General features: G+C 40.0%; 19 protein-coding genes and 1 pseudogene. 15 read left to right on the top strand and 5 right to left on the bottom strand.

Annotated elements, in window-relative coordinates; translation table 11 throughout:
- The first annotated feature begins 87 nt into the window (after window positions 1-87).
- The 4 genes and pseudogenes from gspF to ACB088_RS14345 all read left to right on the top strand — a co-directional run bounded on the left by gspF (window position 88) and on the right by ACB088_RS14345 (window position 2526).
- Entirely contained in the window at window positions 88-1293 is a 1206-nt protein-coding gene (gspF, locus tag ACB088_RS14360; RefSeq protein ID WP_133747558.1) for a type II secretion system inner membrane protein GspF, read from the top strand.
- 23 nt (window positions 1294-1316) lie between these two features.
- Window positions 1317-1395 (top strand): annotated as a pseudogene (locus ACB088_RS14355) (type II secretion system protein GspG); the annotation flags it as partial.
- A 35-nt stretch (window positions 1396-1430) separates the two neighbouring features.
- Window positions 1431-1913 carry a type II secretion system major pseudopilin GspG gene (gspG, locus tag ACB088_RS14350; protein ID WP_373456848.1) on the top strand — a complete coding sequence of 161 codons (483 nt, stop codon included), beginning with the start codon at window positions 1431-1433 and terminating at the stop codon, window positions 1911-1913.
- Window positions 1914-2181: 268 nt separating this feature from the next.
- Window positions 2182-2526 (top strand): hypothetical protein, encoded by a 345-nt coding sequence (locus tag ACB088_RS14345; protein ID WP_003654643.1) that lies wholly within the window; start codon window positions 2182-2184, stop codon window positions 2524-2526.
- A 64-nt stretch (window positions 2527-2590) separates the two neighbouring features.
- On the opposite strand, the gene ACB088_RS14340 is transcribed toward ACB088_RS14345, so the two are convergent.
- Window positions 2591-2854: a DUF2798 domain-containing protein gene (locus ACB088_RS14340; RefSeq protein WP_375037279.1), complete on the bottom strand. Its 264-nt coding sequence runs from the start codon at window positions 2852-2854 to the stop codon at window positions 2591-2593.
- 242 nt (window positions 2855-3096) lie between these two features.
- On the opposite strand from ACB088_RS14340, the gene ACB088_RS14335 reads away from it, so the two are divergent.
- Entirely contained in the window at window positions 3097-3435 is a 339-nt protein-coding gene (locus tag ACB088_RS14335) for a tRNA-binding protein (RefSeq protein WP_003654647.1), read from the top strand.
- 1 nt (window position 3436) lies between these two features.
- On the opposite strand, the gene lnt is transcribed toward ACB088_RS14335, so the two are convergent.
- Both lnt and ACB088_RS14325 read right to left on the bottom strand, forming a co-directional pair.
- A complete protein-coding gene (gene lnt, locus ACB088_RS14330; RefSeq protein WP_375037278.1) occupies window positions 3437-4996 on the bottom strand; it encodes an apolipoprotein N-acyltransferase in 1560 nt (519 codons plus the stop codon).
- Complete coding sequence (locus tag ACB088_RS14325) at window positions 4993-5832, bottom strand: HlyC/CorC family transporter (RefSeq protein WP_004794939.1); 840 nt, start codon at window positions 5830-5832, stop codon at window positions 4993-4995. Before ACB088_RS14325 ends, lnt begins: the two co-directional genes overlap by 4 nt.
- Before the next feature lie 185 nt (window positions 5833-6017).
- On the opposite strand from ACB088_RS14325, the gene tusA reads away from it, so the two are divergent.
- Window positions 6018-6275 (top strand): sulfurtransferase TusA, encoded by a 258-nt coding sequence (gene tusA, locus ACB088_RS14320; RefSeq protein ID WP_005037115.1) that lies wholly within the window; start codon window positions 6018-6020, stop codon window positions 6273-6275.
- Between the two features lie 171 nt (window positions 6276-6446).
- Window positions 6447-6827, top strand: coding sequence for a hypothetical protein (locus tag ACB088_RS14315; RefSeq protein ID WP_375037277.1), 381 nt, complete (start codon window positions 6447-6449; stop codon window positions 6825-6827).
- A 44-nt stretch (window positions 6828-6871) separates the two neighbouring features.
- Here the strand turns inward: ACB088_RS14315 and ACB088_RS14310 are convergent, their stop codons facing one another.
- Entirely contained in the window at window positions 6872-8584 is a 1713-nt protein-coding gene (locus tag ACB088_RS14310; protein ID WP_375037276.1) for a 4Fe-4S dicluster domain-containing protein, read from the bottom strand.
- A 186-nt stretch (window positions 8585-8770) separates the two neighbouring features.
- On the opposite strand from ACB088_RS14310, the gene ACB088_RS14305 reads away from it, so the two are divergent.
- The 5 genes from ACB088_RS14305 to ACB088_RS14285 all read left to right on the top strand — a co-directional run bounded on the left by ACB088_RS14305 (window position 8771) and on the right by ACB088_RS14285 (window position 13174).
- Window positions 8771-9382: a DUF1285 domain-containing protein gene (locus ACB088_RS14305; RefSeq protein WP_004640922.1), complete on the top strand. Its 612-nt coding sequence runs from the start codon at window positions 8771-8773 to the stop codon at window positions 9380-9382.
- Between the two features lie 46 nt (window positions 9383-9428).
- Window positions 9429-10295, top strand: coding sequence for a glutamate racemase (gene murI, locus ACB088_RS14300; RefSeq protein WP_375037275.1), 867 nt, complete (start codon window positions 9429-9431; stop codon window positions 10293-10295).
- A gap of 116 nt (window positions 10296-10411) precedes the next feature.
- Window positions 10412-11416, top strand: coding sequence for a DUF4062 domain-containing protein (locus ACB088_RS14295; protein WP_375037274.1), 1005 nt, complete (start codon window positions 10412-10414; stop codon window positions 11414-11416).
- A gap of 73 nt (window positions 11417-11489) precedes the next feature.
- The gene (gene hemH / locus ACB088_RS14290) at window positions 11490-12506 is read left to right on the top strand and encodes a ferrochelatase (protein WP_375037273.1); all 1017 of its coding nucleotides are present in this window, start codon (window positions 11490-11492) and stop codon (window positions 12504-12506) included.
- 23 nt (window positions 12507-12529) lie between these two features.
- Window positions 12530-13174, top strand: a complete 645-nt coding sequence (locus tag ACB088_RS14285; RefSeq protein WP_005045031.1) for an MBL fold metallo-hydrolase — start codon at window positions 12530-12532, stop codon at window positions 13172-13174.
- On the opposite strand, the gene ACB088_RS14280 is transcribed toward ACB088_RS14285, so the two are convergent.
- Complete coding sequence (locus ACB088_RS14280; RefSeq protein ID WP_003654666.1) at window positions 13171-13365, bottom strand: DNA gyrase inhibitor YacG; 195 nt, start codon at window positions 13363-13365, stop codon at window positions 13171-13173. The genes ACB088_RS14285 and ACB088_RS14280 overlap by 4 nt on opposite strands.
- Before the next feature lie 87 nt (window positions 13366-13452).
- Here ACB088_RS14280 and ACB088_RS14275 point away from each other — a divergent pair, with 87 nt between their 5' ends.
- The 3 genes from ACB088_RS14275 (at window position 13453) to ACB088_RS14265 (ending at window position 15775) form a co-directional block, all read left to right on the top strand.
- Window positions 13453-14091 carry an SAM-dependent methyltransferase gene (locus ACB088_RS14275; RefSeq protein WP_080595440.1) on the top strand — a complete coding sequence of 213 codons (639 nt, stop codon included), beginning with the start codon at window positions 13453-13455 and terminating at the stop codon, window positions 14089-14091.
- A complete protein-coding gene (locus ACB088_RS14270) occupies window positions 14081-15286 on the top strand; it encodes a TIGR03862 family flavoprotein (protein ID WP_375037272.1) in 1206 nt (401 codons plus the stop codon). Before ACB088_RS14275 ends, ACB088_RS14270 begins: the two co-directional genes overlap by 11 nt.
- A 78-nt stretch (window positions 15287-15364) precedes the next feature.
- Window positions 15365-15775: a GFA family protein gene (locus ACB088_RS14265; RefSeq protein ID WP_199990009.1), complete on the top strand. Its 411-nt coding sequence runs from the start codon at window positions 15365-15367 to the stop codon at window positions 15773-15775.
- Window positions 15776-15781: the final 6 nt, after the last annotated feature.

Here is a 15781-nt window from a genome sequence, read left to right as displayed (position 1 = left end):
TACACAGGCTATAGAATGAATATGAATGATTGCGTAGCATAGATGCAACAGCAGCGACTATTATTTTTGGAAAATTAGAACATTACCATGCCTGCATATCAATTTACTGCCATTGATGCTTCAGGGAAGCAGCAAAAAGGAGTGCTTGAGGGAGACTCAGCACGCCAGATTCGCCAACAATTACGCGATAAAGCATGGACACCAATTAGCGTTGACCCTGTTGAACAAAAAGATAAGCATCAAAGTCAGGGGTTATTTCAAAAAAAGTTCAGTGCCTATGATTTGGCACTCATGACCAGACAACTTTCTGTTTTGGTTGCAGCTGCAATTCCTTTAGAAGAAGCTTTACGTGCGGTGAGCAAGCAAAGTGAAAAAGCGCATGTGCAAAATCTTTTATCGTCTGTTCGTTCGCGAGTCATGGAAGGACACTCATTGGCTCAAGGTATGCAGCAATCTGGACGTTTTCCGGACCTCTATATTGCAACAGTCGCTGCAGGTGAACGTTCTGGACATTTAGATCTGATTTTAGATCAGCTCTCGGATTACACCGAAAACCGTTTTGCCATGCAAAAGAAAGTTCAGGGCGCCATGATTTACCCGATCATTTTAATGCTGATGTCATTTGCTATTGTCATGGGCTTAATGACTTTTGTTGTGCCAGAAATTGTTAAAACTTTTGATCAAAACAAAGATGCACTGCCTTGGATTACGGTCGCTTTAATGAAAGCCAGCGATTTTATTCGCCATGCATGGGTGTTTATTATTATTTTTGCAGTTGTCGGAATTGTGGCATTTGTACGGTTTTTAAAAACAACAGCTGGGCATTATGCTTTTGATCGATTAACACTCAAATTGCCATTATTCGGTAAACTGTCACGTGGTATTAATTCTGCACGATTTGCCAGTACCTTATCTATTTTGACCCGTTCAGGCGTGCCGTTGGTGGACGCATTAAAAATTGGTGCAGCCGTCACCAATAACTGGGTCATTCGTGATTCAATTGCCCAAGCTGCTGAGCGTGTTACAGAAGGTGGTAACTTGGGTACGCAGCTTGAGCGCAGTGGTTATTTCCCACCAATGATGGTACAAATGATTCGAAGTGGTGAGGCATCAGGTGAGCTCGACCGCATGTTAGAACGAGCATCGACCATGCAAGACCGTGAGGTTACAACATTTATTTCAACCTTACTGGCATTACTTGAACCGCTTATGCTGGTTTTAATGGCAAGCATTGTACTGGTTATTGTAATCGCGGTTATGCTGCCAATCGTAAATATGAACAATATGATTTAATAACTTTGATATTAGAGATAATGATGAAAGTAAAAAATATTCAAAGCGAAACAGCGATGGAACAACATAGTGAATCTGCGGTTTCAAATCAGTTTGAGCAGTGTTCTGATAAACATACCTCAAGTGTAGCTTTAAAAATTGCACAATCGTGCCATTCCGAGCATAGCTCTCCATCTTGCGTTCGGGCAAAGCTTCGCTTTGCTAATCCTCACTCAGGCTTTACCCTCATTGAAGTCATGGTCGTGATTGTAATTTTAGGCGTGTTAGCAGCGCTCATCGTACCAAATGTCATGGGGCGTAGTGAAAAAGCTAAAATTGATACCACCCAAATTACATTAAAAGGTGTGGCTGGTGCTTTAGATCAGTACAAGCTCGATAACGGTCATTTCCCAACAATGCAAGAAGGTGGACTAGATGCTTTAGTGAATCAGCCTGCTACAGCAAAAAACTGGATGCCGGGTGGATATGTTAAAGGTGGTTATCCTAAAGATAGTTGGAAAAATGATGTTCAATATGTAATTCCAGGTGCAGATAACCGAGCTTTTGATTTGTACTCATTTGGAGCAGATGGCAAAGAGGGCGGTGAAGGTAATGATGCAGATATTTATTACCAACCTTAATTAAAAATATAATAGAGATTATCAATTCGTTTGAAAAGATAAACCGATAAATACGAATTGATAATCTTTCTTAATCACAGAAATATAGTAAGTTTTTGAAAAATATAAAATAAAGTTAATATTCATATTTGAGACTTATAATAAGAATTATTCCCATATTTAATAGTTACAAGAAAGTTAAAATGTATAGGAAAATAAGCTATATATTTAAATAAAAGCTTTGCATAATAAATAAAAAGCACTTTATTACATTAAAAGGAGAGATTAAATGAAAGCATTTCTCATAGTAGATGAACTGACTCAGTTTCATTGGGTAATGCTGAAGTCTGTCCTGTTGATTTTGGGTTTATTGCCGATTGCCGAAGTTTTTTTAAAGCTATGGCTTAATACCGAGGGAAGTAGCCAAATTATGATTGGTTTCTTCGCATTAAGTATTGTGAGTGCATGGTTAATGGTAAGCTTCTTTACTGCATTAAAAGCGAGTGTCTGGCAAGCTAAACAAATATCCACTAAATATGAGCAATTGCTTTTTAAAGCCTATCGTTATGTACCAATGGTCTTTCTATCGAGTTTAGTTGCTTATTTATCTTTGCAATTATCGATCGCTTTTTAATTATAATTTGAACCAAACTTTTAGATAAAACGTAGACTGAATATCTACGTTTTATTTTTTTAATTTAAGCAGGCTGTTGTACTAGCATTGCTGTAATTTTACGAACGATAGGCAGGATGAAAAGTAGCGTTGGGAAAGCAATTAACCAAGAAATAGCCCATGCAGACATCCATACATAAATGGAAAATTCTTCTAATCCCAAACTTCGTAATGTACTAATCATTGAAACCACAAACGTCATAATGATCGATAGAAGAAACGGTAAAATGATAGATGTATAGCGATTTGGAAGTTTTTTAAAACTAAACAAAGATTTTGAGTTTTGCATTTTTGACTCCGTAAACCAACAAACGCCAGTGCCATTCAAAATATAAAAATATTTTGAACAAATAGCTCCAAGCATTGTTGGAGGTATGTTGGCACGTTGATTGACGTAAACGTTTACGGCTTTTATATCAGCAGATTTAATTTAGCATGAATTTTTCAAACTGGAAATAAAAAGAGGGTATTTCTTTATTTGTACATATTATATGCTTCAAATCAGATGTTTAAGAACATGAGAAAAAGTAAATGGAACAAATCGAGTGGAATGATTTTTTAAAAGTAGAGCTTCGCGTGGGTAAAATTATTGAAGCTGAAGTTTTCGAAAAGGCACGTAAACCTGCTTATATTTTGCATGTAGATTTTGGTGAAGAGTTAGGGGTGCGTAAATCGAGTGCGCAGATTACTAAACTCTATCAGCCACAAGATTTAGTTGGTAAGTTGGTGGTTGCTGTAGTGAATTTTCCCAAAAAACAAATTGGACCTATTCAGTCAGAATGTTTGGTGACAGGATTTCACAATGCAGATGGTGATGTAGCACTTTGTATCCCAGAGTTTGAAGTGCCTCTGGGTACAAAGTTATTGTAAGTTAGCGGCGGGATTTAAAAGAAACGTCAACTTTACGTGGACGATAAACCCAACCTAAAACCAGCAGTAATACTGCAAATCCTAAAACTGGATAATCACCTAAACGGTTATAAAGGGTTTGACCTTGCATCACTGGTAAATCGCCTCTCAAGACAAACTCTTTATCGATTGGTGCTTGTTCAGTGATATGACCATTTTGATCAATAAAGGCAGTTACACCTGTATTGGTTGCACGGATAAACCAGCGGCCATTTTCTTTAGCTCGCATTTGTACCATTTGTAAATGTTGCAATGGTCCAGCAGTGCCAGTAAACCAAGCGTCATTAGATACAGTCACTAAAAAGTCGCTGTCTTGTGCATTACGTCGGGTAAGGTTCGGATAAGCCACTTCATAACAAATCGCAGCAGCAAGCGCGTGCCCTTTAATCATAAGTGGTTTCTGGTCCCTTTCACCGCGTGAAAAACCGCTCATGCTAATATCATTTTGCATGGCTGGTAGTACCCAAGAGAGTAAACCTGAGAGTGGAATATATTCACCAAACGGAACAAGACGCTGCTTTTTATATAGGCCACTGGCATCGCTTCCAGAAGCCATAATGCTGTTGTAATACAGTGGACTACCGACTTCATGTGATTTGGTAACATCCCAGTAAGGAATTCCGGTTACCCATGCAGTGTGGTTCTTTTTAGCTTGTGCATCCATTGCATCCAAAAACGGTTCGATATCGGTTTGGAAGAGTGGAATTGAAGATTCAGGCCATACAATGAGGTCACGGCCCCATTCAGATTGAGTCAAACCAGCATAAATTTCTAATGTTCTAACTTGATATTCGGTTAGCCATTTTAAATCTTGTGGAATGTTACCTTGAATGAGTGAAACACTAAGCGGCTTGGTAGCTTTAGGTTTTACAAACTGTATATATGATGCTCCCCACGCACCTAAAACCAACAGGGCAGAAGGGATAACCCAGAAAATACGCTTACGTAGAACTTCAACTAAAGCACAGGCTAATACAATGACGACGAAGGAAATTGCATAAATACCGAATAGAGGCGCATAACCATCGAGTAAACGTTCGGTAAAAGCATAACCTACAAACAGCCATGGAAAACCTGTAAATACCCAAGTTTTTGCCCACTCAAAAACAATCCAGAGTGGTGCAAAAGTCAGTGGTGTTTCAGGGAAGAAACGTCGGTAAACCCAAGTCTGAAATGCGGTAAACAGGCCCATCACAAGGGCCATAATGGCAATCATACAAACGCTTAGAAACGCATTGGTATCGCCATATACATGGATGGACGTGTAGAGCCAGAAAGCTCCCACAAACCATAAACCAAAGCCATAACTCCAGCCAATAGCAAAAGCTTGTTTGGCTGAGCGTTTATGTAATGATGCATAGAGTAGGGCAGGAGATAATATTGCCAACCACCACCAATAATAAGGTGCCAGTGAAAAACTGAATACGGCACCTGAAAATAAAGCAATGAGTAAAGGAAAAATTAAAGGAAGCTGTTTTTGTTGTTGCGAAGAATCTAACAGCTTTTCAAAGTATGCTCTCATTGACGTACAGCTCGAATCAGATGAATAGTGCGGGCATCTGCTTCAACAATTGTAAATAACCAATTTCCAAGCTCAACAGTTTGACCTTGTAAATCACTTACCAGACCAATCTCTTGAAGCAATAAACCGCCGACAGTTTCTACTTCATCGTCAGAAAAATCAGCATCTAAAACAGTATTGAAATGTTCGATTGGTGTAAGTGCTTGCACCATCCATGCATTTGCTACCGTATGGTCATTGTCCGGAACAATGTACTGAGCATCTTCATCAGCAGTGTCATGTTCGTCTTCGATTTCGCCAACGATCTCTTCAAGAATATCTTCGAGCGTAACAAGACCAGCCGTTGAACCATATTCATCAATCACAATCGCAATGTGAGTCTGAGTATGTTTCAACATGCGTAGTACCTGATCGGAACGCGCACTTTCTGGAACAAATAAGGGTTGACGCATAAGAACTCGAATATCGACTTTGGTATTCGGTTCGGTTAGAAACGGCAATAAATCTTTTGCGAGCAAAATCCCGACAACATTATCAGGCTGATCAGAAGAGAAGACTGGAAAGCGTGAGTGAGCAGACTCGACCAGTACATCAAGAATATCAAGTAACTGATCATCTTCTTGCAAACTGATCATTGCTGTTCGTGGTGTCATGACTTCACGAATTTTTGTAGCAGGAAGGTCAAGAACACCTTCAAGCATGGCAACAGTATCTGGTTCTAAAAAGCGGCGTGAATTTTGGACTAATTTTAATAATTCATCACGGGTTTCTGGTGCTGTACCTAACCATTTACGTAAGCCTCGCATTCCCCACGATGGACTTGGTTCCTCTTGCATGATCTTTCCTAAAGACTCAATCTATCAAATGAATACTTTGAATCATACCGAAGAAAAGATGCATATGCATCTATAAAACCAGCTAAAAGACAAAACGCATATTGTTATGTAAAAGCCAGTTACAGTTAACAGGTCAGTAATTTGTTTATGCTAAAATGTGAAAATTCTATTTGTTCGAGTTTGTTATGTCGGAACAATCCATTTCACCTACTGTCCAAATTAATACACGTGGTTTACGTTGTCCTGAACCTGTCATGATGTTGCATCAAGCCATCCGAAAATCTAAATCTGGCGATGTGGTTGAAGTCTTCGCAACAGACAACTCGACCTCGTGGGATATTCCTAAATTTTGTATGCATTTAGGCCATGAGTTGCTTTTGCAAGAAGAGCGCTTAGATGAAAATGGTCATAAAGAATTTCATTACTTAGTGAAGAAAGGGTAATAGAATAATAAGGCTTCTAATAAAGACTATTAGAAGCCATTAATAATTCAAATTTAATTTGAAATGATAATTTTTTACAAATAAGAATCATTATATAATCTATAAAATGATGTATATAAATGAAGCATAAAAATGAAGCATAAAAATGAAGCATAAAAATGAAGCATAAAAATGAATGAATATTTTGTGAAACGAAGCTTATTTATTTTTCTTTGGTTTTTCTCTATTGCTGGTTTATTACATATAGAAACTTCTTGGTTATCTGAAACTGTTGCTACCATTATTTTAGTTACTGTTGTTATTTTTGGCTCAATTCTATTGGGTTATAGAAATACATATTTTGCTCCCGAACCAAAAATAAAGATGAGTCTGATTTTACATACAAGCTTTATGGGGCTTATGTTAATTATTGATTTATTTTTTGGTAAATCGGATTGGTACTTCGATTTAGCGCGAAACTTTGGTTTTCTTGGCCTATTTTTATTAGGCACATTTATTTTTTATAAAAAGAATCTTAATTTAAACGTAGCAAAAATACCGCCTTTTCAATAAGCGAATTCCAGTAAAAAGCCCCGAATAATCGGGGCTTTTTTGTATTACATGTTCGGATAGTTTGGACCACCACCACCTTCAGGCGTTACCCATGTGATGTTCTGGGATGGGTCTTTAATATCACAGGTCTTACAGTGAACACAGTTCGCTGCGTTAATCTGGAAGCGTTTAGAGCCATCATTGTCTTCCATGATTTCGTAAACACCAGCTGGGCAGTAGCGCTGTGCAGGCTCATCCCATTTCGGTAAGTTCACATTCACTGGAATTGAAGCATCAGTCAACTTCAAGTGAGCTGGCTGGTTTTCTTCATGAACCGTGTTTGAAATAAACACAGAAGATAAGCGGTCAAAAGTCAACTTGCCATCTGGTTTTGGATAGTTTGGCTTGAAGCTGATTGCATCAACCGTTTTCAATGCAGCGAAGTCTTGCTTCAAGTCATGCAAAGTAAATGGAACTTTAAAGACATTCTGATCAATAAAGTTAAATGCACCACCAATCCACTGACCAAATTTATGCATTGCTGGACCAAAGTTACGAGAGTTGTAAAGCTCTTCTTTTAACCAGCTGTTGTTGAATTTGTCAGTGTATGACGTTAATTCTTTAGTGAATAAATCTTCGCCTTCGGTAACACGTGCAATGGCAAGGTCACCGCCTTTTTCTACACCAGCAGCAATTGCTTCAAATACAGCTTCACCACATAACATGCCTGATTTCATGGCAGTGTGTGAGCCTTTGATTTTTGCAAAGTTTAAGAAACCTGCATCATCACCAATCAAGCAACCGCCTGGGAAAGTCAATTTAGGCAATGAGTTGAAACCGCCTTTCACTACGGCACGTGCGCCGTAAGAAATACGCTTCCCACCTTCTAAAAACTGCTTAATCAGTGGGTGAGTTTTCCAGCGCTGCATTTCCATAAATGGATACATGTGTGGATTTTCATAAGACAAGTCCACGATCATACCCAAAGTTACTTGGTTGTTTTCAGCGTGGTATAACCACCAACCACCTGAAGAAGCTGTTTCAGCCAATGGCCAACCTGCACCGTGCATGACTAAGCCCGGTTTATGTTTTGCAGGGTCGATTTCCCAAAGCTCTTTAATCCCGATACCGTAATGCTGAGGATCAACATTTTTATCGAGGTTATATTTTGCAATCAGGCGTTTACCTAAGTGACCACGGCAACCTTCAGCAAAGAGGGTGTATTTAGCGTGAAGTTCATAGCCTGGTGTAAAGTTATGCGTTGGTTCGCCATCTTTACCAATACCCATGTCACCAGTTTGAATACCTTTTACAGTACCGTCTTCGTGGTAAAGTACTTCAGATGCAGCAAAGCCAGGGAAGATAGATACTTCTAATTCTTCAGCTTTTTGGCCTAACCAGCGAACCACGTTACCTAAAGAAATAACATAGTTGCCATCGTTATGCATGGTTTTAGGAACCATCCAGTGAGGCACTTCTTTAGATGTGGTGTCTGATAACAAGAAGAAAGTTTTGTCTTCAGTTACAGGTACATTTAAAGGCGCACCTTCTTCCTTCCAGTTCGGGAAAAGTTCGTTGATGGCACGTGGCTCAAGCACAGCACCAGACAAGATATGCGCACCTACTTCAGAGCCTTTTTCAACTACACAAACAGAAAGATCGGGTAAGTTATTTTCAATCGCTAATTGACGGATCTTAATCGCAGCAGATAGACCTGCAGGTCCTGCACCTACGATGACAACGTCAAACTCCATCGATTCACGTTCGATGTGTTCCATGTAGGACTCCTCAATACTTAAAGGTGGCAACCGTCATATTCAGAAATTCGGTGCTGCCGTGAGTGTTTTAATCCATAGGCGCAAATATGCTATTGTGCCTTTTATCGTTTTGGCTAGTATAGTTTTAAACCATGATCTAGCCAATTGGCTGAGTCGTCATATTTTTTCGTCAGCAAGGCATAAACTATGGTAAATCAAAATAATTCCCCATCGGATATGGGAAAAATACCGTTATCTGATGATAAAAACTTAATGAACATTGCACAATACTTAAAAGGTGTACAGCAAAGTCACAAAAGGTCAATTCCACCTTTAGAGCAGTGGCATCCAAAGCATTGCGGCAAAATGGATTTGACGGTTAAAGCCAATGGAGAATGGTGGCACGAAGGTCAATTGATTAAGCGCCAAGCCCTATTAGATCTATTTACCAAAGTCCTATGGAAAGAAGAGGGTAAATTCTACCTGAAAACCCCCGTAGAACAAATTGAAATTGAGGTCGAAGATGAACCTTTATTAGTCAATCAGGTAGATCAGGTTGAAATTTCAGGTGATCAATTTTTACAACTGACCACGACGAATCAAGATGTGATTTTGGTCGATGCTGAACATCCAATTTTTATGCGTGAATATGATGGGGAATTGCGTCCTTATGTGCATGTACGTTTTGGAATTAACGCCCTTATTCAACGTCAGTCTTTTTATCATTTAGTGAACTATGGAACACTCATTGAAAAAGAGAATGGTGAAACCATTTTAGAGTTAAAAAGTGGTAATTTGCTCTTGCAATTAGGCACTTGAGGTTTAAGCTTTAGGAAGTGAAAATTTCCGACACTTCAGTACAGCCATGACAGCCATACAACCTCTATTTACCGATCTAGAACCTATGCCTAACGCATCTGCTGATGCTCCAATTGGTATTTTTGATTCGGGAATTGGAGGAATGTCAGTTGCAGCAGAAATTGCCAGATATTTGCCAAACGAACGTATTGTCTATTATGCCGATACTGCCTACGTTCCTTATGGTCCACGTTCTGATGACGAAATAAGAGAACTCACTGCTCGTGCTGTTGATTGGTTATATCGTCAGGGTTGCAAAATTGCAGTGGTTGCCTGTAATACCGCTTCAGCATTTAGTCTTGACCATTTACGCGATCATTATGGTGAGCACTTTCCAATTGTTGGGTTAGTTCCAGCATTAAAACCAGCCGTATTGCAAACACGCTCTAAAGTGGTTGCCGTGTTGGCGACACCTGCTACTTTTCGAGGACAACTCATTAAAGATGTTGTTGAAAAGTTTGCTATTCCAGCGGGTGTTAAAGTGATGACTTTAACCAACCTCGAACTTGTTCCTTGTGTGGAAGCAGGGCAGCAAATGGGGGAGGCATGTTTAAACGCATTAAAAGAGGTTTTACAGCCTGCCGCTGAGCGAGGTGCAGACTATTTAGTGCTCGGTTGTACTCATTATCCTTTCTTAAATGAAGCAATTCATCATCTTTTTGATAACCAATTCACACTGGTTGATTCGGGATTAGCAGTAGCCCGACAAACAGCCCGTATTTTAATAAAAAATGCGTTATTATGTGACCAAATAGGTCAGAATGTTGCACGTATTGAATGTTATGTCAGCGGAAATAATGCCGAGGCACTGCAACCTGTTTTACAACATATGATTCCACAAGAGTTAACTTGGACACTTCATAATCTGAACTAATTTTTTGGCATCGTTTAGAAAGTAGTGTTTTTTAGATTTATTATTTTATTTGGGGCGGTTCATGATCTTGGCTGATATTAAGTCAAGTACAGGTCATGGAGCGAAAGGGTATTGTTATGCTCGATACACGCTATCAGATTTTTATTTCAACGTCTGGCCGCGATATGCAGCCAGAGCGAATGGTTTTGTCTCAAACCTTGGTGGGGATGAGTTTCTTTGCTTGGGGACTAGAACATCGAACACCTTTAACCACTACACTTGCACGTCGACAGATTGATGAATGTGATTATGTAATCCTACTTTTAGGCAGCCAGTATGGGGAACAAGCGATTTCTGGTGTGAGTTATCTGTCTTTAGAATATGAATATGCGTTAAGTCAGGCTAAACCTATTATTGTGTTCATGCATGAACAGCCTGAAAACCGTGAAATAGATTTACAAGAAACACATCCACAACTTAAAGATAAATTTCTCGCATTTAGAAAAAAATTATTACACGAAGCAGAGCATATTTTTTACTTTAAAACTCCACGTGAACTGGAGTTGGCTGTTCGTTTAAATATCCCTTTAATGGTTGAGCAATATGGGGGACAAGGCTGGGTTCCTACACATCAAGCTCATCACTTAGAAGATGAAATTAAGCTATTAAAAAGTAAAATTTCGCAGTTAGAGCAGCGAGTAACCGAGCCATCTACACAGTTAAATGAAGTTGCACCGCAAGATATTTTTGCATTTGAATATCAGATTCGAGCATTTCAGGATGGCAACTTTAAAGAGCTTAAACGTCAACGACAAATGACTTGGTCTCAGTTGTTAAGCGTGCTGGCAAAGCGCTTTGAAACAGCGATGCCAGAAGAGAATTTTGCAGCTTGTCTGAATGAATATTTAAATCAGGCTGGCTTAGAAGATGCTCGTCAGGAATTACCTCGTGCGCATGCGGTTGCCTGTGCACAGATTAATCATAAGGCACTGTTCCGAATTAAAAATCAAATGCAATCACAAGGCTGGATTGTTCCAACTCAAACCGAACAATCATATGGCCTATGGAAACTAACCACTAAAGCTCAAAAGATATTGCTGAGCTATAAATGGAATCATCGAGGCATTCGATTAAAAGCTTAGAGCGATTCAATTTATATATGACAATGAAAACTGTTACATTAGTGTCATAAGATGAACTGAAAGGCATTTACACATGTCGTTTGAACAAAAACCGAAAGTTACTGTCATTTTAGCGAATTTAGGCACACCAGATGAGGCGACTGTGCCTGCGGTGCGCCGTTTTTTAAAACAGTTTTTATCTGATTCACGCGTGATTGAAATACCGAAACTGATCTGGTGGGTTATTTTAAATCTGTTTGTTTTGCCTTTTCGCCCGAAAAGAGTGGCGCATGCCTATGCTTCGGTATGGTCCGCAGATTCGCCAATGCGTGAAATTGTGTTTGAGCAAACTCAACGTGTGCAGGCTTATTTAGAGCGTGAAAATAAACAGTTTGATTTAACTGTTTTACCTGCAATGACTTATGGAAATCCGGGTATTGATGCAGTGTTGGAAAAATTAGCGGCTAACCCACAAGAGCATGTTATTTTATTGCCTTTGTTTCCTCAGTATTCCGCAACATCTACAGCGCCGTTATACGACGCGTTTGCCAAATGGATTCCTAAACAGCGGAATTTGCCGGGGCTGACGATTATTAAAGACTATTATCAGCATCCAATGTTTATTCAGGCATTGGCAGAGAGTGTTTTAGCCTACCAAGAGCAGCATGGTAAACCTGAAAAACTATTGATGTCATTTCATGGAATTCCACAGCCATATGCAGACAAAGGTGACCCTTACGCAGATCGTTGTCGCATCACAGCAAAGCTGGTGGCCGAAGCCTTACATTTAAATGATGATGAATGGGCGATTAGCTTCCAGTCACGTTTTGGAAAACAAGAATGGGTGAAACCTTATACAGACCAGCTGTTACAAGATTGGGCGCAGCAAGGTGTTAAGTCTGTTCAGGTGTTAAGTCCTGCTTTTTCTGCGGACTGTCTAGAAACGCTTGAAGAGTTAGCGATTCAAAATGCTGAACTATTTCAACAAGCAGGCGGTGGTAGCTATGCTTATATTCCAGCTTTAAATAGCGATCAGGCTCATATTGATTTGCTTGCAGGTTTAGTTCAGGCTAATCTTGATGCCCTTACCTATACCTTAGCCCACCGTTAATTGTGTTTTAGCCAGAGGTTTTTATGCTGCAAGTCAAAATTGTTCCCGTTACTGCATTTGCCCAAAATTGTTCCCTTGTTTGGGACAGTGAAACGAAAGAAGCAGTTTTGATTGATGCAGGTGGCGACGCTGCTGTGTTGAAAAAAGAAGTAGAAGCCTTGGGTCTAAAAGTGAAGGCTCTGTGGCTGACTCATGGGCATTTAGATCATGCTGGAGCGGTGGGTGAGCTTGCTAAAGAATGGAGCGTTCCAGTTATTGGTCCACATAAAGAAGATCAGTTCTGGTTAGACATGATTCAGGAAGTTTCAGCACGGTATGGTTTCCCAATTCCGCAGCCCGTTAAAGTCGATCAATGGCTTGAAGGTGGCGAAGTGCTAAAACTTGGTGAAGATGAGTTTGAAGTGCGCTTTGCACCGGGGCATACACCAGGCCATGTTGTTTTCTATAATAAAAATCATGGCTTACTTTGGACGGGTGATGTTCTGTTTAAAGGTTCGATTGGACGAACAGACTTTCCGCGTGGCAATCATGATCAGTTAATTGAATCGATTAAACGTGAATGTTTTAGTTTGCCAGATGATACTCAGTTTATTTCTGGACATGGTCCGATGAGTACCATTGGCTATGAAAAACAATTTAACCCGTTTGTCGCTGGTAAAGCAGGTTAATCCTCATAATCATCTTCATTTTGACTACCCTTGTTTTGCTGAGGAGCATCTTGGGTAGGCAATTTATATTCATCGTTTGCCCAAGCGCCTAAATCAATTAATTTACAGCGTTCTGAGCAAAACGGACGAAACTCATTACCTTCCCAAACACTTGGTCCACCACAACGTGGGCAGGGAAATGTACGTGGCATATAGCGATATCCTCAAAGTGAAGAGAAATAGATTAGGCAAAAGTCAGGTGAGTTGTTAGACTTATGCCGATTTTTATTTAGTTTGATGTGATTATGCCGATTCGTCAATTTCAAGCACAACGTATGCAAGCGCCTCGTGATTTTACCCCAATTGAAAATACACCGATTTGTGTTGAAATTGGTGCTGGCAAGGGTAAACATGCTTTGCTCTTTAGCGGCCAACAGCCACAGCATACGTTATATGCAATTGAACGAACCCGAGAAAAATTCTTGGCAATGCAAAAACAGCATGGTTTGGAACCAAGAGATAATTTGGTACCTGTACATGCAGATGCTTTACCTTGGGTTGTACACGCTTTACACCCTGCTCAAGTTGAACATTTCTTTATACTCTATCCAAACCCAGAACCACATAATCCGGCACAGCGCTGGTTGAATATGCCATTTTTTGAGTTCCTAATCTCACGCCTGCAAACAGGTGGAACCATTACATTGGCAAGTAATATTCCTGAATATATTGAAGAAGCAGAACAGCAGTTAATTCATGTGTGGAAGCTGCCTTATCAAAAAGAAAAAATTGCTCAAACCTCTGCACGTACTCATTTCGAAATTAAGTATTTGGAACGTGGAGAGCTTTGTCAGCAACTCATTATGACCAAGCCTGAAGGCTATAGTACACGTTTTGATGATTTTGCGCCGCTGCAAGGGCAAACACATGGCGAATAAGCGGGTTGCCATTATTGGGGCAGGCCCAGCAGGTCTTATGGCTGCTGAAGTATTAACCCAATATGCTTATGATATTGATGTGTATGAGCAAAAGCCATCTGCTGCGCGTAAGTTTCTTATGGCGGGTAAAACAGGGTTAAATATCTCACACGCGGAACCATTGGCACAGTTTATTGAGCGTTATGACCGTTCAGAATGGCTAAAACCTTGGATTGAAAAGTGGGATGCAACCTGGATTCAAGACTGGATGAAAAGTCTTGGAATTGAGTCTTATGTGGGCAGCTCTGGTCGTATTTTTCCTGTCGAAATGAAAGCAGCGCCTTTACTGCGTGCTTGGCTAAAACGCTTGGCAGAGCAGCAAGTTAAATTCTTTTATCGTCATCGTTGTATTGATTTGCAAGGTACAACAGTGATTTTGCAAAATCAGAATAATCAAAACACTGAAACTTTTACCCAGCAATATGATGCTGTAGTATTGGCATGTGGGGCTGTGTCATGGTCACAATTAGGTAGTGATGGTGCATGGCAGCAATGGATTAATCAATCTAATATTGAGCCTTTCCAGCCAAGCAATGCAGGGGTGTTGCATGTTTGGTCTACTTTTATGGAAAGTTGTTTTGGTGAACCCTTAAAACGCGTCCATGCATGGGTCAATCCTAGTCAAATTACACAGGGTGATATTGTCATTACTCACTATGGTTTAGAAAGTGGGGTCATTTATAAACTCGGGCGTGCCTTACGAGAACAACAAAAACAAGGGAAAAGCTTAAATCTATTTTTAGATTTATTGCCTGATATAGAGTTGTCACAGTTAATTAAAAAATTGCAGGCTGGCAAAAAACAATCTCTAACCAATATCTGGCGTAAAGCAGGCTTAGACACAGCCAAGATTAACTTAATCAGAGAAGTGGTTGATAAAGCGCTATGGAACCAACCAGATGCCATGGCTCAGCAAATCAAAGCGCTTCAAATCAAGTTAGAGGGCTTTAGACCCATTGAAGAAGCAATTAGTTGTGCGGGAGGCATTAAGCAAGAAGCACTGTCCGAAAGTTTAAATCTCAAAGAAATATCAGGGGTGTTTTGCTGCGGTGAAATGCTGGATTGGGATGCACCTACAGGTGGTTATTTACTTACAGCATGCTTTGCCACAGGGCGAGCCGCGGGAGAGGGTGTGCATTCATTCTTGGAGCGATAAGTGCTTCATTTGGCGCTATGTTTGATAGGTGAAAAGTGTTATTTTTGAGCGATCAATAATAATAGGACTTACGATCACATGTCTCAAGCATCACCAGTCTATCAGGGAAGTTGTTTATGCCAAGGTATTCGCTATGAAATTAAAGGCGATATCGGAGATATTATTCAGTGCCACTGCCAACGATGCCGAAAAGCCAATGGAACAGCATTTGCCACGAATGCTCCTGTTAAAAGTACAGATTTTAAAATTACCCAAGGTGAAGAATTAGTCAAAAAATTTGCTGTAGAAGGCGTGTACCGCTGGTTCTGTAGCGAATGTGGTTCACCTCTGATTAGCTCGCGTGATGGACAGCCTGAACTATATCGTTTAAGAATTGGTACTCTTGATACACTATTAGATCAAAAACCAACGATGCATATTTTTGCTGCTTCAAAAGCAGAGTGGGAATGTATTCAGGATGATTTGCCGCAGTATGCTGAACGTCCATGATTTAAA

Source organism: Acinetobacter sp. RW6 (assembly GCF_041956835.1).
In the GTDB taxonomy this organism is placed as follows: Bacteria; Pseudomonadota; Gammaproteobacteria; order Pseudomonadales; family Moraxellaceae; genus Acinetobacter; species Acinetobacter calcoaceticus.
The sequence above is the reverse complement of the archived record's forward strand: the minus strand, read 5'-3'. Positions and strand labels throughout refer to the sequence as shown.